This is a genomic window from Streptomyces sp. NPDC051684 (genome assembly GCF_044453445.1).
Classification (GTDB): domain Bacteria; phylum Actinomycetota; class Actinomycetes; order Streptomycetales; family Streptomycetaceae; genus Streptomyces.
Genome location: NZ_JBITCS010000024.1, coordinates 65,477 through 85,628, shown reverse-complemented (window position 1 = coordinate 85,628; position 20,152 = coordinate 65,477). Strand labels below are relative to the sequence as shown.

15 protein-coding genes are annotated in these 20,152 nt (G+C 72.4%); 9 read left to right on the top strand and 6 right to left on the bottom strand.

Annotated features, from left to right (window positions below):
- Positions 1 to 6: 6 nt before the first annotated feature.
- Positions 7 to 1,092: an O-antigen ligase family protein gene (locus ACIA8D_RS27215; protein ID WP_399236256.1), complete on the bottom strand. Its 1,086-nt coding sequence runs from the start codon at positions 1,090 to 1,092 to the stop codon at positions 7 to 9.
- 197 nt (positions 1,093 to 1,289) lie between these two features.
- On the opposite strand from ACIA8D_RS27215, the gene lnt reads away from it, so the two are divergent.
- The 4 genes from lnt (at position 1,290) to ACIA8D_RS27195 (ending at position 6,363) form a co-directional block, all read left to right on the top strand.
- Positions 1,290 to 2,918, top strand: a complete 1,629-nt coding sequence (lnt, locus tag ACIA8D_RS27210) for an apolipoprotein N-acyltransferase (RefSeq protein ID WP_399236255.1) — start codon at positions 1,290 to 1,292, stop codon at positions 2,916 to 2,918.
- Positions 2,919 to 2,968: 50 nt separating this feature from the next.
- Positions 2,969 to 3,448: an NUDIX hydrolase gene (locus ACIA8D_RS27205; protein ID WP_399236253.1), complete on the top strand. Its 480-nt coding sequence runs from the start codon at positions 2,969 to 2,971 to the stop codon at positions 3,446 to 3,448.
- 55 nt (positions 3,449 to 3,503) lie between these two features.
- On the top strand, positions 3,504 to 4,292 hold the full coding sequence (locus tag ACIA8D_RS27200) for a 3-hydroxybutyrate dehydrogenase (RefSeq protein WP_399236251.1): 789 nt from the start codon (positions 3,504 to 3,506) through the stop codon (positions 4,290 to 4,292).
- 139 nt (positions 4,293 to 4,431) lie between these two features.
- On the top strand, positions 4,432 to 6,363 hold the full coding sequence (locus ACIA8D_RS27195; protein ID WP_399236249.1) for a helix-turn-helix domain-containing protein: 1,932 nt from the start codon (positions 4,432 to 4,434) through the stop codon (positions 6,361 to 6,363).
- A 45-nt stretch (positions 6,364 to 6,408) separates the two neighbouring features.
- Here the strand turns inward: ACIA8D_RS27195 and ACIA8D_RS27190 are convergent, their stop codons facing one another.
- A complete protein-coding gene (locus ACIA8D_RS27190; protein ID WP_399236247.1) occupies positions 6,409 to 7,794 on the bottom strand; it encodes an MFS transporter in 1,386 nt (461 codons plus the stop codon).
- Between the two features lie 196 nt (positions 7,795 to 7,990).
- Here ACIA8D_RS27190 and ACIA8D_RS27185 point away from each other — a divergent pair, with 196 nt between their 5' ends.
- Positions 7,991 to 8,434, top strand: coding sequence for a hypothetical protein (locus ACIA8D_RS27185; RefSeq protein ID WP_399236245.1), 444 nt, complete (start codon positions 7,991 to 7,993; stop codon positions 8,432 to 8,434).
- A gap of 21 nt (positions 8,435 to 8,455) precedes the next feature.
- Here ACIA8D_RS27185 and ACIA8D_RS27180 read toward each other — a convergent pair whose 3' ends face one another.
- Positions 8,456 to 9,160 (bottom strand): DUF4097 family beta strand repeat-containing protein, encoded by a 705-nt coding sequence (locus ACIA8D_RS27180; protein ID WP_399236243.1) that lies wholly within the window; start codon positions 9,158 to 9,160, stop codon positions 8,456 to 8,458.
- Positions 9,161 to 9,325: 165 nt separating this feature from the next.
- Between ACIA8D_RS27180 and ACIA8D_RS27175 the strand changes: the two genes are divergently transcribed.
- The 4 genes from ACIA8D_RS27175 (at position 9,326) to ACIA8D_RS27160 (ending at position 15,569) form a co-directional block, all read left to right on the top strand.
- The gene (locus ACIA8D_RS27175) at positions 9,326 to 9,916 is read left to right on the top strand and encodes a DoxX family membrane protein (protein WP_399236241.1); all 591 of its coding nucleotides are present in this window, start codon (positions 9,326 to 9,328) and stop codon (positions 9,914 to 9,916) included.
- Positions 9,917 to 10,074: 158 nt separating this feature from the next.
- Positions 10,075 to 11,106: a PHP domain-containing protein gene (locus tag ACIA8D_RS27170; protein WP_399236239.1), complete on the top strand. Its 1,032-nt coding sequence runs from the start codon at positions 10,075 to 10,077 to the stop codon at positions 11,104 to 11,106.
- Positions 11,107 to 11,253: 147 nt separating this feature from the next.
- Entirely contained in the window at positions 11,254 to 13,473 is a 2,220-nt protein-coding gene (locus tag ACIA8D_RS27165) for an NADP-dependent isocitrate dehydrogenase (protein WP_399236237.1), read from the top strand.
- 134 nt (positions 13,474 to 13,607) lie between these two features.
- On the top strand, positions 13,608 to 15,569 hold the full coding sequence (locus tag ACIA8D_RS27160) for a M13 family metallopeptidase (RefSeq protein ID WP_399236236.1): 1,962 nt from the start codon (positions 13,608 to 13,610) through the stop codon (positions 15,567 to 15,569).
- Positions 15,570 to 15,644: 75 nt separating this feature from the next.
- Here the strand turns inward: ACIA8D_RS27160 and ACIA8D_RS27155 are convergent, their stop codons facing one another.
- The 3 genes from ACIA8D_RS27155 to ACIA8D_RS27145 all read right to left on the bottom strand — a co-directional run bounded on the left by ACIA8D_RS27155 (position 15,645) and on the right by ACIA8D_RS27145 (position 20,129).
- On the bottom strand, positions 15,645 to 16,382 hold the full coding sequence (locus ACIA8D_RS27155) for a dienelactone hydrolase family protein (RefSeq protein WP_399236234.1): 738 nt from the start codon (positions 16,380 to 16,382) through the stop codon (positions 15,645 to 15,647).
- A gap of 56 nt (positions 16,383 to 16,438) precedes the next feature.
- A complete protein-coding gene (locus ACIA8D_RS27150; RefSeq protein ID WP_399236232.1) occupies positions 16,439 to 17,770 on the bottom strand; it encodes a hypothetical protein in 1,332 nt (443 codons plus the stop codon).
- Between the two features lie 352 nt (positions 17,771 to 18,122).
- Positions 18,123 to 20,129 (bottom strand): GTP-binding protein, encoded by a 2,007-nt coding sequence (locus ACIA8D_RS27145; protein ID WP_399236230.1) that lies wholly within the window; start codon positions 20,127 to 20,129, stop codon positions 18,123 to 18,125.
- Between the last annotated feature and the right edge of the window lie 23 nt (positions 20,130 to 20,152).

The following is a 20,152-nucleotide window of genomic DNA, read 5'->3' as shown; positions in this document are numbered from 1 at the left end:
GCACGCTCAGTCGCGGCCGTCCCGGACCAGTTCCGGGGCGGTCGCGTCGTCGTCGGGCGGCCCGTCCGTGAGTGGTTCCGCCGTGGCGATCCCCGCGAGCAGGCCCACGCCCGCGGTCACGGTCGTGAAACTGAGCGCGTTGCCGACCGTCGCCATCGCGGCCACCGCGGTCAGCGCGGCGCCCGCCGCCAGCACCACCTGCGTCGAGCGCGCGGAGCGCCACAGGACGTACAGCAGCCAGCAGTAGGCCGCCGCGAGCAGCAGCACGCCGACGAGCCCCTGTTCGGCCGCCACCTGGAGGACGGCGGAGTGCGGCTTGCCGTCGGAGAGCGGGGACTGTGCGAGCGTCGGACTGAGGTTCTCGAAGCGTCCGGGGCCCGCGCCCAGGGCGGGATGCGCCTCGGCGAGGTGCACGGCGTCGCGCCACAGCAGGATCCGCCGCTGCGACAGGACGGTCTCCAGGGAGTCCGTCGGGCCGGCCGGCAGGGCGCCCTTGGCGAGCGCCACACCGATCCCGGCCACCACCGCCGTGGCGAGGCCCAGGCCCGCCAGACCGAGCGCCCGATTGCGCAGCCGCGTCGCGGCGAGCGAGCACAGGACGACCCCCGCGCACACCGTGACCCCGGCGGGCGAGTCGACGACGGCGGCCGCCACCACGCTGCCCGCCGCCAGGAGGTGCAGCACGGCCCGCAGCGCCCGCTGCCGCGCTGCCCAGGCCGCGCAGCACAGAGCTCCCGCCGACAGGGCGAGCAGCGCCGCGGTGGCCCCGACCCGGCCGAGCGGCGTCACGACATCCGGCGCCGGGGCGGCGTACGGGGCGGTGAACGCGAGACACAGGCCGCCGAGCCCGACCGCGCAGGACGCGCCGACCGGGACCAGGGCCCCGCCGATGCGCCCGCACGCGTACCCCGCGATCACGGCGAGCACCGCCAGGAGCTCCCCTTCCGGCCTGCCTGCGCGCGTGGTCGCGCTGATCAGCGACCACGCCGCGCAACACCCGAGAACCGCGACCCCCACGGCGTCCGAGGCACCGCGGTGCTCCCGCAGCGCACCGTCCGCCCCCGCACCCGTCGACCACCCCGTCGTACCCACCCGTCGCCCCCCCCCGACGTAGCCGGGCCCCGGACGCGAGGCCGGACGCGGCCGCGCTGTCGGGAACCGGGCCACACGGTAACCGCTGGTGGGCCGCCGCGGACCGGTGTTGCACAGGAACGATGCGCCTCGATGGCAACCCCGGGGCGCGCCGACCGGCATGTCGGCGTGACAGCACCGCGCCGTACACTCCCCGGGTGACCGCCACCGCACCTCCCGTAGCCCCGTCGGACGAGCCCGCAGAGCAGCCCGGGAGAGGCTTCCACCTGCGACGGTTCGTGCCTCTCGCGCTCGCGGTGATCGCCGGGCTGCTCCTGTACGTGAGCTTTCCGCCGCGCGAGCTCCCGTGGCTCGCGCCGATCTCCTTCGCGCTGTTCGGCATGGCCGTGTACGGGCGGCGGCTGAGAGCGGGCTTCGGGCTCGGCCTGGCCTTCGGGCTCGCCTACTTGGTGCCGCTGCTCTCCTGGACGGGCGTCGACGTCGGTCCGCTGCCGTGGCTGGCGCTCGCCGCCGCGGAGGCACTGCTGGTGTCGCTCGCGGGCCTGGGCATCGCCTATGTGTCGCGGCTTCCGCTGTGGCCGCTCTGGGCCAGTGGGGTCTGGATCGCGTCCGAGGCGCTGCGCGCGCGTGCCCCGTTCGGTGGCTTCCCGTGGGGGAAGGTCGCCTTCGGGCAGCCCAGTGGGGTGTTCCTGCCGCTCGCCTCGCTGGGCGGCACCCCGCTGCTCGGCTTCGGTGTGGTCCTGTGCGGCTTCGGGCTCGGGTCCCTGGCCCTGCGCGTCAGGAAGGCGCGCAGGGAGTCGACCGGCGACGCGTCGGCCCCCAGGAACCTGACCTTCCTGAAGGACAAGGGGATCGCCGCCGCGGCCGCGTTCACCGTCGCCCCGGTCGTCGCGGGAGCGGTCGCGATGCCCTTCGTGGCGACGGGCGCCGAGGCGGGCACCGCGCGCGTGGCGCTCATTCAGGGCAACGTGCCGCGCATGGGCCTCGACTTCAACTCCCAGCGCCGCGCCGTACTCGACTACCACGTGCGCGAGACCATGAAGCTCGCCGCGAAGATCAAGTCGGGGCAGGTCGAGCGCCCCGACCTGGTGCTGTGGCCGGAGAACTCCTCGGACATCGACCCGTACGTCAACCAGGACGCCTACGACGAGATCACCAAGGCCGCGCAGGCCGTCGGAGTGCCGATCTCGGTGGGCGCCGTGGTGACCGCCAAGGACGGCACACCCCGCAACCGGCTCATCCAGTGGGACCCCAAGACGGGGCCCGGCGCCGTCTACGACAAGCGGCACCTGCAGCCGTTCGGCGAGTACATGCCGTACCGCGGCTTCTTCCGGATCTTCAGCAGGGACGTCGACCGGGCGGGCAACTTCGTGCCTGGCAAGAAGCCCGTCGTCTTCGACATGGCGGGCACCGAGGTCGGCAACATCACCTGCTACGAGGCCGCGTTCGACGACACGGTGCGCGACCAGGTCCGCGAGGGCGCGCAGATCCTGTCCGTGCCGAGCAACAACGCGACGTTCGAGCGCAGCCAGATGACGTACCAGCAGCTCGCCATGGACCGGGTGCGGGCCGTCGAGCACGGCCGGGCCGTGATGGTGCCGGTCACCAGCGGGGTCAGCGCCGTGATCCGGGCCGACGGCTCGATCGCGCAGCGGACCGGCATGTTCGAGCCCGCCACGCTGCTCGCCGAGGTCCCGAAGCGTACGTCGCAGACGCTCGCCACCCGCGTCGGCGCGTGGCCGGAGGCGCTGCTCGTGGCTCTCGGCGTCGGGGGCCTCGGCTGGGCCGTCGTGCGGGCTCGCGCGGGGCGTCGCCCGAGTGCCTGACGGGCCCGTGGCCTGCCGGTTCGTTGGGGCGTACAGGTAGGCTCACCGACATGGCGACTCCTGAATTCATCCGTACGATCCGCGCCACCGCGGGCCACCAGCTGCTGCTTCTGCCGGGGGTCAGTGCCGTCGTCTTCGACGACGACGGCCGGGTGTTGCTCGGGCGGCGCGCGGACACCGGCAAGTGGTCGATCATCGGCGGGATTCCCGAGCCGGGGGAGCAGCCCGCGGACGTCGCCGCGCGCGAGGTGTTCGAGGAGACCGGCATCGAGTGCGTCGTCGAGCGGGTCGTGCTGGTGCAGGCCCTGAAGCCGGTCACGTACCCCAACGGCGACCAGTGCCAGTTCATGGACACGTCCTTCCGCTGCCGGGCCACCGGCGGCCAGGCGCGCGTCAACGACGACGAGTCGCTGGACGTCGCCTGGTTCGCCCTGGACGCGCTGCCGTCGCTCGACGAGTTCTCGCTGTTCCGGATCAAGCAGGCCCAGTCGGAAGGACCCACATGGTTCGAGACCATGGCCGAGCGCTGAAGTATGGGTGCTGCCCACATCGGGCGGCGCCGATCAGCTGCCTAGGGTGCCAGTCATGACGCCGCGCACCCCGCTGACCGCACCCGCCGCCCCCGAGCTCGATCTCGGCGGCCGCACCGCACTCGTCACCGGCGCCGCCAGTGGCATCGGCCGGGCCTGCGCCCTGCGGCTCGCCGTGGCGGGCGCCAAGGTCAGAGCGGTGGACCGGGACGCGGCGGGGCTCGAGGCGCTGGCCGGTGCGGCCGACGGCGTCGAGCCCTATGTCCTGGACCTCAGCGATCTCGACGCCGCGGAGGAAGCGGCGGCCGGCACCGACGTCCTCGTGAACAACGCCGGGATCCAACTGGTGCGGCCCATCGAGGAGTTCCCGCCCGACGTCTTCCACACCGTGCTCACCGTCATGCTGGAAGCCCCGTTCCGGCTGCTGCGCGGCGCGCTGCCGCACATGTACGAGCAGGGCTGGGGCCGGGTCGTGAACGTGTCGTCGGTGCACGGGCTGCGGGCCTCCGCGTACAAATCCGCGTACGTGGCCGCGAAGCACGGGCTCGAGGGGCTGTCGAAGACGGCCGCGCTGGAAGGGGCGGCGCACGGCGTCACCTCGAACTGTGTGAACCCCGGGTATGTGCGCACGCCGCTCGTCGAGCGGCAGGTCGCCGACCAGGCCGCCGCGCACGGCATCCCCGAGGAGCGGGTGCTCAGCGAGGTGATGCTGCAGGACAGCGCGATCAAGCGGCTCATCGAACCGTCCGAGGTCGCCGAGACCGTCGCGTATCTGTGCACGCCGCAGGCCTCGTTCATGACCGGCACGTCCCTCGTGCTCGACGGCGGCTGGTCCGCCCACTGACCCGACCCCGCAATTCGCCGGGTTCCGGATGGTTTCGCACGGAACGCGGTCCCTCGACCGGGTGACCGCGATTTCGTGACGACCCGAGTTGTCCACAGGGCTGGCAGGCCCGACCGCTCGACGGGTAATCCTTGTCCGCATGTCGCGCCACCAACCGCACTCAGCCAGCGCCTCCGGCCCGGTGACCACCGAGGACCGACAGGCCCCGTTCCTGGAACTGCTCGCCAGGGGCGCCTCCGCCGATGCCTACGAACAGCCGGTGCTGCTCGCCCGGGCGGAGGGCGCGGCGCCCGAGCGGATAGCGGCACTCGAGGCGGCCAAGGCGCTCGCGCTGCGGGTGCGCGCGGAGATGGAGGGCAGGCGGCGCCGCGAGGCGGAGCTGTCCGCGCTGTTCGAGACCGCGCACGACCTCGCGGGGCTGCGCGACCTGGACGCGGTGCTGCAGGCCATCGTCCAGCGGGCCCGATCGCTGCTCGGCACCGACGTCGCTTATCTGACCCTGAACGACCCGGCCAGGGGCGACACCTACATGCGGGTCACCGAGGGCTCGGTCGCGGCCCGCTTCCAGCAGCTGCGCCTCGGCATGGGGGAGGGCCTCGGCGGCCTCGTCGCGCAGACCGCGCGGCCGTACGTCACCGACGACTACGGGCACGACGTGCGCTTCCAGCACACCCGCAGCATCGACGCGGGCGTCGGGGACGAGGGGCTCGTCGCCATCCTCGGCGTGCCGCTCATGCTGGGGGCACAGGTGATCGGGGTGCTGTTCGCCTCCGACCGGCGCGCGCGGGTCTTCGAGCGCGAGGAGATCGCGCTCCTGGGCTCCTTCGCGGCGCTCGCCGCGGCGGCCATCGACACCGCGAACCTGCTGACCGAGACCCGGCAGGCGCTGAACGAGCTGGAGCGCGCCAACGAGATCATCCGCGACCGCAGCGGCGTCATCGAGCGCGCGTCCGACGTGCACGACAGGCTCGCCGAGCTGGTGCTGCGCGGCGGCGGCGTGCACGACGTGGCGGCAGCCGTCTCCCAGGTCCTCGACGGCACCGTGGAGTTCACCGACGCGGAGGCGGCGCCCGGCCGCGCCCTCGAAGCCTCCCGGGTCGACGGGCACGCGGTGCGGCACCGGGACGACTGGGTCGCGGCCGTCGCCGCAGGCGGCGAGCTGCTCGGCGCCCTGGTGCTGCGCGGCCACCCCGGCCTCGACCCCGTCGACCAGCGGACCCTGGAGCGCGCCGCCATGGTCACCTCGCTGCTGCTGCTCGCCCGGCGCTCCGCCGCCGAGGCCGAACAGCGGGTGCGCGGCGAGCTGTTGGACGACCTGCTCGACGGGCGGGACCGCGACCCGCGGCTGCTGCGCGAGCGAGCGGAGAGACTGCACGCCGATCTCGACGCGACCCATGTGGTGCTCGCCGCCCGCCTGGAGGGCACCGGCGACGCCGAGCAGGAGGCGGCCGCGCGCCGCCGCCTGTGGTCCGCGGCCAACCACCTCGCGGCGACCCGGCGTGGCCTCGCCGCCGCGCGGGACGGCGGCACCGTCCTGCTGCTCCCGGCGCCCACCACCGGCGCGTCGCAGCTGGCGTCCCATGTCGCGGGCCGGCTTGCCGAGGCCATCCACGAGAGCGTCACCGTGGGCGCGTCGGCCCTCGTCGCCGACCTGGCCGGGCGGACCGAGGCAGCGGCCGCCGCATACGTGGAGGCGCAGCGCTGCCTCGACACGCTGCGGCTGCTCGGCAGGCCGGGGCAGGGAGCGGCCGCCGAGGACTTCGGGTTCCTCGGGCTGCTGCTCGCCGACAGCCGGGACGTGGGGGGCTTCGTCACCCGCACGATCGGCGAGGTCGTCACCTACGACGCGCGCAGAGGCACCGACCTGCTGCGCACCCTCGACGCCTACTTCGCGTCCGGCATGAGCCCGGCCCGTACCAAGGACACGCTGCATGTGCACGTGAACACGGTCGCGCAGCGTCTGGAGCGGGTGGGCCGGCTTCTCGGCGATGACTGGCAGACGCCCGAGCGCGCACTGGAGATCCAACTGGCGCTGCGGCTGCACCGGTTGGCGGCCCCGGACATAGCGTGACCCCGTCCGCGGGGACGGACGGGGTCGGGCGGGCCGAAGCCCCGGTCAGACGCGGTGGACCTTGGCGGGCTGTTCGCTGTCCGCGACGCCGGTCATGACCTCGGGCTCGATGTCCGCCAGGTCGCGGTGCCGGGTCTCCTTCGCCACGCCCACGGCGATCAGCGTGAGGAGCGCGGCCGCGACGACGTACAGGGAGATCGGCGTCGAGGAGTCGTACTCGGACAGCAGAGCCGTTGCGATGAGCGGTGCGGGCGCGCCCGCCGCCACCGAGGCGAACTGCGCGCCGATGGACGCCCCGGAGTAGCGCATCCGCGTCGCGAACATCTCGGAGAAGAACGCGGCCTGCGGGGCGTACATGGCGCCGTGCAGCACCAGGCCGACGGTCACGGCCAGGAGCAGCCCACCGAAGCTCGCCGAGTCGATGAGGGAGAAGAACGGGAACATCCACAGACCGACGCCCGCCGCGCCCAGCAGATACACGGGCCTGCGGCCGATCCGGTCCGACAGGGCGCCCCAGGCGGGGATCACGGCGAAGTGCACGGCGGACGCGATGAGCACGGCGTTCAGCGCGGTCTGCTTCGAGACGCCGGCCGACGTGGTGGCGTACACGAGGATGAAGGCGGTGATGACGTAGTAGCTGATGTTCTCGGCCATGCGGGCGCCGATGGCGACCAGGACATCGCGCCAGTGGTGCCGCAGGACCGCGACCAGCGGCAGCTTCTCCACGGTGTCGGTGGTCGCCTTGCGGGCCTCGGCGCGGGCCAACGCCTCCTTGAAGACGGGGGACTCGTCGACGGACAGACGGATCCACAGACCCACGAGCACGAGGGCGCCGGAGAGGAGGAACGGGATCCGCCAGCCCCAGTCGGTGAACGCGGCATCCGAGATCAGGGCGGTCAGGGCTGAGAGCACGCCGGTCGCCAGGAGCTGTCCCGCGGGCGCGCCCGTCTGCGGCCAGGAGGCCCAGAAGCCGCGGCGTCGGGCGTCCCCGTGCTCGGACACGAGGAGCACCGCGCCGCCCCACTCGCCCCCGAGGGCGAAGCCCTGGACCAGGCGGAGCACGGTGAGCAGCACGGGAGCGGCCGTGCCGACGGTCGCGTGGGTCGGGAGCAGACCGATGGCGAAGGTGGCGCCGCCCATCATGAGCAGGCTCACCACCAGGAGCTTCTTGCGGCCGAGCCGGTCGCCGTAGTGCCCGAAGACGAGCGCGCCCAGCGGGCGGGCGGCGAATCCGACGGCGTAGGTGAGGAAGGAGAGGAGGGTGCCGACCAGGGGATCGGAGTCGGGGAAGAAGAGCTTGTTGAACACGAGCGCCGCGGCGCTGCCGTAGAGGAAGAAGTCGTACCACTCGATCGTGGTGCCTATGAGACTCGCCGCGACAATGCGCTTGAGGTTTCCGGGCGTTGGTGGAGCGGTTGCTGCGGAGGCCATGTGCACCACTTCCAGGCGTTGGTGGGGACGTGTATCTGCTGGCACAAGGTAGGAACACGCAGGTCAGCGGCACATGTGGTGGGACACCATACTTTCGGGTCCGACTGTGGCAGCTGGACACTGAATTGCGGTCCGGCAGCGGGGTGTTGAGAGTGTGGTGGGTTTGTGATGACCGTCAGGGGCTAACCGGGACACTATGAGTGATACGAACAAGGGAACGGATCAGCAGAACGAGGCGACGAACGAGGCGACGAAGCGGAAGACCGCTTCCCGCGCGGCCGCGAGCGCCGACAACGCGACGGCCCCCGTGGCCCGCGCGGCCAAGAAGGCCGAGAGCAAGGCCGATGAGACGGCCCGGGCCGCACAGCGGGGCGCCGAGCAGGCGACCGAGGGCGCGGCGGGAGCCGTGGGCACCGCGGCGCGGAATGTCGAGGCGGGTCGGCAGGCCGCGGTGGCGGCGACCGGACAGGTGACCGCCGTCGCCCGGACGGCCTGGACCGCCCTGGCGCACCGCAAGATGCTCGCCGTGGGCGTCGGGGCAGGGGTCACCGCCCTCGGCGCGGCCTCGTTCGCCGCGGGACGGCGGTCGGGTCGGCGTCCGCAGGGCCCGGTCACCCGCCTGACGGGAGGCCGCATCTGACGCGGATCGGGGCCCCGGCACTCAGCCTTCGCGTGCGCGGACGTCACCGTTGACGGTGGTCAGGCGCAGCACGCGGTCCTCGGGCGCTCCGCTGGTGGCCACGGCCACCGTGGGGCGCCCATGGTCGGTGGTGGCGGTGACCCGATAGGCGGGGGCGTCGTGCGGCAGCAGCGTGTCCACCGAGCCGTTGGTGGTCGCCGCGGTGACCCGGCGCGGCGCGGTGGCGCAGTCGAGAGTGACGTCGCCGTTGACCGTCGTGGCGTTCACGGCGGATGCCCGTAGGCCCGTCGCACGCACCGATCCGTTGCGGGTCGTCAGGCGCAGCGTCGCATCCGTGCGGCCCGAACCGGTCACCGTCACATCGCCGTTGACCGTCGACAGGTTCAAGGGCCCCGGTACCCCCGCCGCGTCGATGCCTGCGTTGCGGCCGACGACGGTGACGGCGGTGCCTTTCGGCACGTCGACCTCCGGCATCCGCGGGCACTGCCCCGCGCACGACAGGTCGAGCACCCGGGTGCCGTCGCGGCGCGACCAGTGATGGTCGACCCGGCGGTCGACGGTGACGCGTTCGCCGTCGGTGGGCCGCAGCCGCAGCCCGTTGTCGGTGGTGACCAGCAGTCGGGTGACGTGCCCGCGCGTCAACTGCCCGCCCGATTCGGCATGTTCACCGCCGTCGCAGGCAGCCGCCAGAGGCAGCAGCCCCACCGCCATCCCCAGAGCCAGCACCCGACTCCGGACGCCCGATCCCGTCACGGTTCCTGTCGCAGCCTCCATGGAAGTCGACTGCCCCGCACGCCGCCGCCCAGACACCTCACCCGAAACCTGTGACTGAGAGCGCGGACTCGGGGAACGCGTCGCTGCATGGCTGCTCTGAGGAAAAGCGCACGTCCGATGCTCGCCTCCGTCTTCGTGGCCGGCGGGCTCTCCACCGTCCGCGCGCCCGAACACGTGGCGCCCGCCGCGGAACCGGTGGCCGTTCCCGTGGCCTCCCGCGTCCCCCCGCTGCCGGAGGACCCCGAACAACTGGTCCGGATCAACGGCGCCGTGCAGATCGGCGCCGGGCTGCTGCTCGCCGCCGGGATCGCCCCGCGCCCGGCCGCCCTGGCCCTCGCCGCGACGCTCGTGCCGACCACGTTGGCGGGGCACGCCTGGTGGAAGGAGAAGGACCCGGACCGGCGCGCCGAGCAGCGCACCCAGTTCCTGAAGAACGTCTCCCTGCTGGGCGGCCTGCTCATCGCGGCGGCCGACACCCACGGCAAGCCCTCGGTCGCCTACCGGGCCCGCGGCGCCGCCGCCTCCGGACGCGCGTCGGCCCGCCGGATGCGCCGCAACACGACCGGCACCCTGCACCACGCGACGGGCGCCCTGCACGACGCGACGGACACCGTCCGCGAGGCGACGGCCGGCACCCTGCGCGGCGCCTCCGACACGGTGCGGGCCCTCCCGGCCCAGGCCCAGCAGGCGGTGAACAAGCACCTCTGACGCTACCGCCGCGCACCCGACCGCACGCCCGACGGACGCCCGGCCGGACGCCCGCCCCTGACCGGCGCCTCGGATGCCGGTCGCCCCCGGGTGCGGCACGCTGGAGACGTCGCGAGGACCGAACGCCGCGACGCACGCGCACGCGGCCGGAGGTGGCGATGGAGCCCGTACGGGCGCTGGAGCGGATCGCGTTCCTGCTGGAGCGGGACGGCGCGCCCAGCTACCGGGTGCGTGCGTTCCGTACCGCCGCGGGCGTGGTCACCGACCTGGGCGACGCCGAGGTCGCGCGGCACATCGAGGCCGGATCCCTGGAGTCGCTCAAGGGCATCGGCCCCAAGACCGCCGCCGTGATCCGCGAGGCGGCCGCCGGGCAGGTCCCCGACTACCTCACGCACCTGGAGGAGGAGCTGGCCCGCACGGTGCCGTTGGAGGGCGACGCGGGCGTGGCGCTGCGGTCCCTGCTGCGCGGCGACTGCCATCTGCACTCCGACTGGTCGGACGGTGGCAGCCCGATCGAGGAGATGGGCCGTGCGGCCCGGGACCTCGGCCACGAGTGGGCGGTGCTCACCGACCACTCGCCGCGCCTGAAGGTGGCCCGCGGGCTTTCGCCGGAGCGGCTGCGCGAGCAGCTGGACGTGGTGGCCGAGCTCAATGCGCGGTGGGCGCCGTTCCGCCTGCTGACCGGCATCGAGTGCGACATTCTCGACGACGGCTCGCTCGACCAGGAACCCGAGCTGCTCGACCGCCTGGACGTGGTCGTCGTGTCGGTCCACTCCAAGCTGCGGATGGACGCCGCCGCGATGACCCGCCGCCTGGTCACCGCCGTCGGCAATCCGCACGCCGACATCCTGGGGCACTGCACGGGCCGCCTGGTCACCGGCAAGGGGCGCCCGGAGTCACGGTTCGACGCGGACGAGGTCTTCGCGGCGTGCGCCGCCGCCGGTACCGCGGTCGAGATCAACAGCCGCCCCGAGCGGCTCGACCCGCCCCGCAGGCTGCTGCGCGAGGCGGTCGCGGCGGGCACCCTCTTCGCCGTCGACACCGACGCCCACGCGCCCGGCCAGCTCGACTGGCAGCTCTTCGGCTGCGCCCGCGCCGAGGAGTGCGGGGTGCCCGCGGAGCGGGTGGTGACCACGTGGCCTGCGGAGAAGCTGCTGGCCTGGACCGACGACCACGCGAGCGTCGCATAGGGATCACCGCTGCTCAATTGCCGCAGGGGCTCGAAGATCGGCGGGCGGACCCCTTTCGAATCCTGGCCGAGGAGGAGATATCTTGATGTCGAGCAATCTGAGCAAGATGCAGACGACGACGTGGAAGACGTGGAAGCGGAGCCCCCGGTGACTGACTCGACCATCATTTACACGCACACTGACGAGGCCCCGGCCCTCGCGACGTATTCCTTCCTGCCGGTCATCGAGGCTTACGCGTCCACCGCCGGCGTGGGCGTCGAGACCCGTGACATCTCGCTGGCCGGGCGCATCCTGGCCCAGTTCCCGGAGTACCTGACCGAGGAGCAGCGCGTCCCGGACGCCCTCGCCGAGCTCGGCGACCTGGCGAAGACGCCGCAGGCCAACATCATCAAGCTGCCGAACATCTCGGCCTCGGTCTCGCAGCTCAAGGCCGCGATCACCGAGCTGCGCGAGCACGGCTACGCGCTGCCGGACTACCCGGACGAGCCGAAGACCGACGAGGAGCGCGAGGTCGGCGCCCGCTACGACAAGGTCAAGGGCTCCGCCGTCAACCCGGTCCTGCGCGAGGGCAACTCCGACCGCCGCGCCCCCGCCTCGGTGAAGAACTACGCCAAGGCCCACCCGCACCGCATGGGCAAGTGGACCCCCGAGTCCAAGACCAATGTCGCGACGATGGGCGAGAACGACTTCCGCTCCACCGAGAAGTCCACCGTCATCCCGGCCGACGACAAGCTGAAGATCGAGCTCGTCGCCGACAACGGCACCACCACCGTGCTGCGCGAGTCCGTACCGGTCCTCGCCGGCGAGGTCGTCGACGCCTCCGTGCTGCACGTCGCGCCGCTGCGCGAGTTCCTCACCGCGCAGATCGCCCGCGCGAAGGAAGAGGGTGTGCTGTTCTCCGCGCACCTGAAGGCCACCATGATGAAGGTCTCCGACCCGATCATCTTCGGCCACGTCGTGCGCGCCTTCTTCCCGGAGACCTTCGCCCGCTTCGGCGCCGACCTGGCCGCCGCGGGCCTGACCCCGAACGACGGCCTCGGCGGCATCTACAAGGGCCTCGAGACCCTCGCGAACGGCGCCGAGATCAAGGCCTCCTTCGACGCCGAGCTGGCCGCCGGTCCCGACCTCGCGATGGTCGACTCGCACCGCGGCATCACCAACCTGCACGTCCCGTCCGACGTCATCATCGACGCCTCCATGCCGGCGATGATCCGCACGTCCGGCCACATGTGGAACAAGGACGACCAGGAGCAGGACACCCTCGCGGTGATCCCGGACTCCTCGTACGCCGGTGTCTACCAGGCCGTCATCGAGGACTGCCGCGCCAACGGCGCCTTCGACCCGTCGACCATGGGCACCGTCCCGAACGTCGGCCTCATGGCGCAGAAGGCCGAGGAGTACGGCTCCCACGACAAGACCTTCGAGATCAAGGCCACCGGCACCGTCCGCGTGGTCAACCAGGACGGCGAGGCCGTCCTGGAGCAGCAGGTCTCCGAGGGCGACATCTTCCGCGCCTGCCAGACCAAGGACGCCCCGATCAAGGACTGGGTCAAGCTCGCCGTCACGCGCGCCCGCGCCACCGGCGACCCGGCCGTGTTCTGGCTGGACGAGGGCCGCGCCCACGACGCCCAGCTGATCAAGAAGGTTGAGCAGTACCTGCCGGAGTTCGACACCGAGGGCCTGGACATCCGGATCCTGTCGCCGGAGGACGCCACCAAGCTGTCCGTCGAGCGCATCCGCCAGGGCCTGAACACCATCTCGGTCACCGGCAACGTGCTGCGCGACTACCTGACCGACCTCTTCCCGATCCTGGAGCTGGGCACCAGCGCCAAGATGCTCTCGGTCGTCCCGCTGATGAACGGCGGCGGCCTCTTCGAGACGGGCGCCGGCGGCTCCGCCCCGAAGCACGTCCAGCAGCTCGTCAAGGAGAACTACCTGCGCTGGGACTCCCTCGGTGAGTTCCTCGCCCTGGCCGTCTCCTTCGAGCACCTCGCCACCACCACGGACAACGCTCGTGCGAAGGTCCTCGGCGAGACCCTGGACCGCGCCACCGGCACCTTCCTCAACGAGGACAAGTCGCCGACCCGTCGCCTCGGCGGCATCGACAACCGCGGCAGCCACTTCTACGTCGCCCTGTACTGGGCCCAGGAGCTGGCCAAGCAGACCGAGGACGCCGAGCTCGCCAAGGCCTTCGGCCCGCTCGCCGAGAAGCTCGCCACGAACGAGCAGAAGATCGTCGACGAGCTGATCGCCGTGCAGGGCTCCCCGGCCGACATCGGCGGCTACTTCCAGCCCGACTCGGCCAAGGCCGACAAGGTCATGCGCCCGTCGCAGACCCTGAACGAGGCGCTGGCCTCGCTCGCCTGATCCCAGCCGGATCAGCGCTGCGCGAACGCTGCCCCCGGACGGCACGTGCCGTCCGGGGGCAGCGTTGTTCTCGCTGCGCGGAAGGCGCCGTATTTGACGCTCGCCCTACCCCCTGACCTGGGTAGGGTGCGGTGATGAGCACTCTGGATGACGCACGCCCGGGCATGGACCCGGCGATCCGACCGCAGGACGATCTCTTCGGGCATGTCAACGGCCAGTGGCTGGCGACCGAGCCCATCCCCGACGACCGATCCAGCTGGGGCCCCTTCGTGGAGCTCGTGGACGTGGCCGAGCAGCGGGTCAAGGAGATCATCCAGGAGATCGCGGTCGGCGGCCCCACAAGCCTGGACGCGGACGAGGCGCGCAAGATCGCCGACCTGTACGCGTCGTTCATGGATGAGGAGGCCGCCGAGGCCCGCGGGCTCGACCCGGTCCGCCCGCTGATCGACGAGGTCGCCGCGCTGAGCGACGTACGGCAGCTCGCCGGGTTCCTCGGCCGCTTCGAGCGCAAGGGCGGCTCCGGCCTGTTCGGCGCCTACATCGACAGCGACGACCGGAACTCCGACCGCTACCTCTTCAACATCCTCCAGGGCGGCATCGGCCTGCCCGACGAGTCGTACTACCGCGAAGAGAAGTTCGCCGAGATCCGCGAGAAGTACGAGGCGTACCTGACCGAGCTGTTCACGCTCGGCGAGCACGCCGACCCGGCCACCGCCGCGCGCACCGTCCTCGCGCTTGAGACCCGGCTGGCCGCGGGCCACTGGGAGCGCGCCGAGACGCGCGACGTGCAGAAGACGTACAACCTCACCACCTTCGACGAACTCACCGCGCTCGCCCCGGCGTTCGACTGGCGGGGCTACGTCACCGGGCTCGGCGGCAAGGACGAGACGCTCGCCGAGTCGTGCGTGCGCCAGCCCTCGTACCTCACCCACCTGTCCGCCGTCCTCACCGAGGTGCCGATCGAGCAGTGGCGCGACTGGCTGCTCGCGCGCGTGCTGCGCTCCGCCGCGCCGTACCTCTCGACGCCGTTCGTGCGCGTCAACTTCGAGTTCTACGGGCGCACGCTGAACGGCACGCCGGAGCTGCGCGCCCGCTGGAAGCGCGGCGTCGCCTTCGTCGAGGGCGCCATCGGCGAGGCCGTCGGCAAGGAGTACGTGGCCCGGCACTTCCCGCCGCGCTCCAAGGCGCTCATGGACGAGCTGGTCGCCAACCTCCTGGAGGCCTACCGCCAGTCCATCTCCCGCCTCGACTGGATGACGGACGAGACGAAGGAGCGGGCGTACGAGAAGCTCGCGACGTTCCGGCCGAAGATCGGGTACCCGGACGAGTTCCGGGACTACTCGGGGCTCGCCGTGGTGCCCGATGACCTGCTCGCCAACGCGTACGCCGCCGACGCCTTCGAGCACGACCGGCAGATGGCGAAGATCGGCGCGCCGGTCGACCGCGACGAGTGGTTCATGCTGCCGCAGACCGTGAACGCCTACTACAACCCGGGCACGAACGAGATCTGCTTCCCGGCCGGCATCCTGCAGAAGCCCTTCTTCTCCCCGGACGCCGACGCCGCGGAGAACTACGGCGGCATTGGCGCCGTCATCGGCCACGAGATCGGCCACGGCTTCGACGACCAGGGCGCGCAGTACGACGGCGCGGGGAACCTGAACGACTGGTGGACCGCCGCCGACAAGGCCGCCTTCGAGGCGAAGTCGAAGGCGCTCGTCAAGCAGTACGACGGGTTCTCGCCGCGGAACCTGCCGGGGGAGTTCGTCAACGGGTCGCTGACCGTGGGCGAGAACATCGGTGACCTCGGCGGGCTGACCATCGGGCACACCGCGTACAAGATCGCGCTCGGGGACGCGCCGGTGCCGAGTGTCGGTGAACTCAGCGGTACGCAGCGGCTGTTCATGAACTGGGCGTACTGCTGGCGCACGAAGCGGCGCAAGGAGCAGGAGCAGCAGTACCTCACGATCGACCCGCATTCGCCGCCGGAGTTCCGGGCGAACATTGTGCGGAACCTGGATGAGTTCCATGAGGCGTTTTCGACGGTGGCCGGGGACGGGTTGTGGGTTGAGCCGGGGGAGCGGGTTCGGATCTGGTGACGTGATCCTTGGGTGGGCCGGACGGTTGCGGTCGTCCGGTCCTACGTCTCGGGGCGCTGCCCCGGGCCCCGCGCCTCAATCGCCGGCGGGGCTTGAAAGCAAAGACGTCCTCAGGAAGTCGATCGTCGACGTCCACGCCTCGCGCGAAGACTGTTCGTCGTAGACCTCTGGGCGGCCGTCGTTGAAGAAGGCGTGGTCGGCCGGGTACATGCGGAAGTCGGGGGTCACGCCCGACTGGGTGCTGATCGCGGTGCGCAGGCCGTCGAGGGTGGCCCGGGGGATCGCCTCGTCGCGTTCGCCGTAGTGGCCCAGGATCCGCGCCTTGAGGCGGGAGAAGTCCGGGACCGCGCCCTGGATCACGCCGTAGAACGGGACGGCCGCGCTCACCCGCTGGTCCTCGGCGGCCAGGTACAGGACGAAGCCGCCGCCCATGCAGAAGCCGACCGCGCCGACCGTGTCGGAGCTGACCTGGGGGAGGGCCAGCAGGCAGTCGACCGCGCCGGACAGGAGTTCCACGCCGCGCTCCACCGGCAGGTCCCGCATCATGCGGAACGCTTCGGCGGAGTCGTGCGCCACGTTCCCGCCGTACAGGTCGGGCGCGAGCGCCACGAAGCCCTCCGCCGCCAGACGGTCGGCGATGTCGGCGATGTGGTCGGTCAGGCCCCACCACTCCTGGATGACGAGGACGCCGGGGCCGCGCCCCGAGGCCGGCAGCGCCAGATAGCCGTGGGCCGTGCTGCCGTGGCTGTCGAACGTCAGGTTCTGGTGGGCCGGTCGGCCCGTGGACCTGGGAGTGTGCGGGGTCTGTGCCATGGGCCCACGATGCCACCGCGGAACGCGCCGCGACGGCATCGTGGGGCCGGGCCGTGTCAGTCCTTCTTCTGGGCGGACTGCAGCGCCGTGATGCACATCGCGATCGCCGACTGCAGCTCCTCGAGGCGCTGCAGCATGTCGTCCTCCACGATGTCGTCGATCTCCTCGGCGTCGACGTCGTCGAAGGTCAGCTCCTCGAAGGCCTTCGTGGCCTTCTGCAGGCTGCTGTAGAACTTCGCGCGCCGCTCCTGCACCCGCAGCTCGGGGTCCTTCTCGACGGTCTCGGCGACGAGCGTGCGCACGGTGTCGTACGCCTCGCGGGCCCACTCGCCCGCCTCCTCGTCCTCGTCCAGCTCGTCGATGAGGGACAGGTGCCGCTCGGCCTCCTCGCGCAGCGCGGGGGAGGCCTCGATCTTCTGGCCCGCGGGGGTCTTGACCTGGCCTTCCTCCGCGATCCTGCGCACGTACTCGAGCTGGCCGCCGGTCTTGGTCTCCTCGGCGACGGCCTTCTTCAGGTCGTCCGTGCGGACGATGTCGCGCGCCATGCCCGTGCGCAGCACCGGGTCCTCGTCGAGGCGGTCCATCAGCGCCTTGCGGGCGGCCTCGGCGGTGCCGGGGTCGGCGAGGATCGCGGCCCGCAGCGCCGTCGGGTTCTCCGCGACCTCCAGGGCCTTCGTCGGGCGGATGCCCTCGGACTCGGCGGCCTCGGTGATCGCCTGACCGCGCACCGAGGTCGCGCTGTTGCGGGACACGTAGTACGACAACCAGACGTCGGCGTCCGGGAGTTCGACGTCGGCGCCGGGCGCGAGGGCCTCGAACTGCGGGACGATGCCGTCGTCGGCCGCGCTGTCCCACGCCTTGTAGAAGCGCATGACGCGGTCGGCCGAGCAGCCCGCCAGCTCGGCGAACTTCCGCGCCGAGACCTTCGACGACTCACCGGCCGCCTGCCCGCCGGGGCGCACGCTGCGGGCCACCTTCAGGGCGAAGGCCCAGCCGCCGGTGCGGGCGTAGACGCCGAACTCGTGGGCGTCGCGCGTGATGGCCTCCGGTACGTCGCCGGGGGCGGGGTCGTCGTCGGCCGCCGCGTCGGCGTCGGCCTCGGAGCTCTCCGCGAAGGGGACCTCCGTGGGCGGCGTCCAGAAGCTGTCGGACGCACTGTCGGACGCGCTCTCGGCGTCCGGGGCGGTGTCGTCCGTGGCGGCGGCGTCCGGGGTCTCGGTGGTCGGCGGGATCCACATGTTCGCGGTGTCCCCGGGCTCGGCCGTCTCCTCGTTCGCGGGCGCGGCGGCGCCGCCGTCGGGGGCGACGGCCGGCGCGGGCACGGGCTCCGCGGGGGCGGCGTCGCCGGACGGGATGGCGGCGTCGGACGAGTCGATGGCTACGGACACGTAGGCACTCCTGAGTGATCGGGCACGTGCGGGTTGACGAGCCACTTTATCGCTCCGATTGGGGCGTTTTGCGCGCGAGTTGCCACGGCAGCGCGCCGGACACGTGTGCGAAGCGGCTGTGGCCCGTCCGGGGCGGGGCATGGACGGGCCCGCCATTCGCAACTCCCCCTTCTGCGAACAGCGGGCCCGTGCCCTCGGCCTCGACCGTGCGCCGCGGCGGGAGGGCGAGGGCACAGGAGGCTCGATACCGCAGCATCTCAGTGCGGGGCCTCGCGGGGGACGGGGCCAACGGGCCCTCCCGGTGGGCCGAACGGCCCGGGTTCGCGGCCCCCACCCGTCGGTGCCGCGCCCCCTACCCGTGCCGCACCCCCGCCCCGCGCACCACCCGCAGCAGGTACTCCTTGCGGTGCAGCGGGTCGTCGTCCGTGCGGGAGCGGCGCGGCGCGTCCGCGTGGACCGGGGCGTAGTGGTCGAAGGAGGCCTCCAGGACGCCCTCGCCCCGGGTGAGGGAAGGCAGTTGCTGCTCCAGGGCGCGCACCCGGGCCGCGGGGATCAGCCCGTCGACCGTGGTCCACGGCCCGCCGCCCGTGCGCTGTCCCGTCGGCACGGCCCGCAGCCGGGTGAGCACCGGCAGTACCGCCCCGTACAACTCGGCCGGGATGTCCAGGCGGAAGCGGTGCATCGGCTCGCACACCGCCGTGCCCGCGCGCGCGAGCGCGCTCATCAGGACCAGCGGGGTCAGCCCGCGGAAGTCGGCCCCCGTGCTCGACATCGACTTGTCGAAGATCGCGTGCGCATGGCTCTGCCGCGGGGCGTACCCGGAGCGCGTCAGCGTCACCGTGCAGTCGGTGACCTGCCAGCCGAGCAGCCCCTGGCGCAGCGTCCTGTGCACGCTGTCCTCGACGGCCTTGATGAAGGCCAGCGGGAGGGAGCCGAGCTCGATGCCGAGCCGGAACGCGATGCCCGAGCCGACCGGCGCCGGGTCGACCCGCAGGCCGATGGTCGCCAGGAACGGGTTCGCTTCGTCCTTCATGGCCTCGGCCGCCGCTCCGGAGCCCGTCGGCCGCTCCACGCACAGCGGCGTCGACTCCCGAAACGTCACGTCGAGCCCGAACTCCTCGGCGAGCGTGACCTGTACGACCTCCTTCTGCACCTCGCCGTAGAGCGACAGGAAGATCTCCTGCCGGATGTCGTCCTGTCGCAGCCCGATCAACGGGTCCTGCTCGGCGAGCTGGGTGAGCGCGGCGAGCAGGGCGCCGCGCCGCCCCGGCCGGTCGGGGTCGACGACCGTCTCCAGGGTCGGCGGCGCGAAGTGGTGCTCCCCGACCGGGACGTGGCGCTCGCCGAGGTCGTCCCCGACGCGTACGCCGCCGAGCCCCCACAGGCGCGCCACCTGCCCGGGGCCCGCCTCCGTACGCGGTGCGTCCGCCCCGTCCGCGAAGACGCGCACCGACGTCACCCGCTCCTCCCCGCCGCCGGGCAGTGCGAGCCGCTCGCGGACGCGCAGCGCCCCCGTGAACACGCGGGCGTACGCGATCTTCTCGCCGGCCGGACCGCGCTCCACCTTGAACACGCGGGCCGACAGCGGCAGTTGAGGCGCCTCGTCGGCGGGTGGGAGCAACCGCGTGATGCCGTCCATGAGGGCGTCGACCCCCGCGCCCGTCATCGCCGAGCCGAAGTACACCGGATGCGCCTCGGTGCACGCCGTCTGGTCGGCGAGCGCATCGAACAGTCGGCCGTACGTGACCGACTCCTCGTCCTTGACGTACGCCTCCAGGAGCGCGTCGTCCCGGGCCGAGAGCACGTCGACGAGGCGGGCGCGATGGGCCGTGTCCTCGGCGGCGTAGGGAACGCAGTGGGCGTCCCGGCCGCCGAGGCCGTGCGGCACCGTGTTCATCGGGATCACGGCGGGCGTGAGTTTGCGGCGCAGGTCGTCCAGGAGCGCGGACTCGCGGGCGCCCGCACGGTCGACCTTGTTCACGAACACCACGGTGGGGATGCGCAGCCGGCGCAGGGTGCGCATCAGGACGCGGGTCTGCGCCTGTACGCCCTCCACGGCGGAGACGACGAGCACCGCCCCGTCGAGCACCCCGAGGACGCGCTCGACCTCGGCGATGAAGTCGGGGTGGCCGGGCGTGTCCACGAGGTTGACGTTCGTGCCGTCGACCGGGAACGACACCACGGCCGACTTGATGGTGATGCCGCGCCGGCGCTCCAGGTCGAGGGAGTCGGTGCGGGTGCTTCCGTCGTCGACCCGGCCGAGTTCGTCGATCACACCGGCCGTGTGCAGGAGCCGCTCGGTCAGGCTGGTCTTACCGGCGTCGACGTGCGCGAGAATTCCAAGATTCAGCAATGCCACTGGCAGTCGAGTCCTTGAAGGAA

Excerpts from the sequence above, each read along its gene's own strand:
- ACIA8D_RS27190 (WP_399236247.1), bottom strand. The coding sequence starts at position 7,794 with ATGGCCTCCGCAGCAACCGCTCCACCAACGCCCGGAAACCTCAAGCGC.
- ACIA8D_RS27200 (WP_399236251.1), top strand. The coding sequence starts at position 3,504 with ATGACGCCGCGCACCCCGCTGACCGCACCCGCCGCCCCCGAGCTCGAT.
- ACIA8D_RS27170 (WP_399236239.1), top strand. The coding sequence starts at position 10,075 with ATGGAGCCCGTACGGGCGCTGGAGCGGATCGCGTTCCTGCTGGAGCGG.
- ACIA8D_RS27160 (WP_399236236.1), top strand. The coding sequence starts at position 13,608 with ATGAGCACTCTGGATGACGCACGCCCGGGCATGGACCCGGCGATCCGA.
- ACIA8D_RS27185 (WP_399236245.1), top strand. The coding sequence starts at position 7,991 with ATGAGTGATACGAACAAGGGAACGGATCAGCAGAACGAGGCGACGAAC.
- ACIA8D_RS27195 (WP_399236249.1), top strand. The coding sequence starts at position 4,432 with ATGTCGCGCCACCAACCGCACTCAGCCAGCGCCTCCGGCCCGGTGACC.
- ACIA8D_RS27155 (WP_399236234.1), bottom strand. The coding sequence starts at position 16,382 with ATGGCACAGACCCCGCACACTCCCAGGTCCACGGGCCGACCGGCCCAC.
- ACIA8D_RS27175 (WP_399236241.1), top strand. The coding sequence starts at position 9,326 with ATGCTCGCCTCCGTCTTCGTGGCCGGCGGGCTCTCCACCGTCCGCGCG.
- ACIA8D_RS27205 (WP_399236253.1), top strand. The coding sequence starts at position 2,969 with ATGGCGACTCCTGAATTCATCCGTACGATCCGCGCCACCGCGGGCCAC.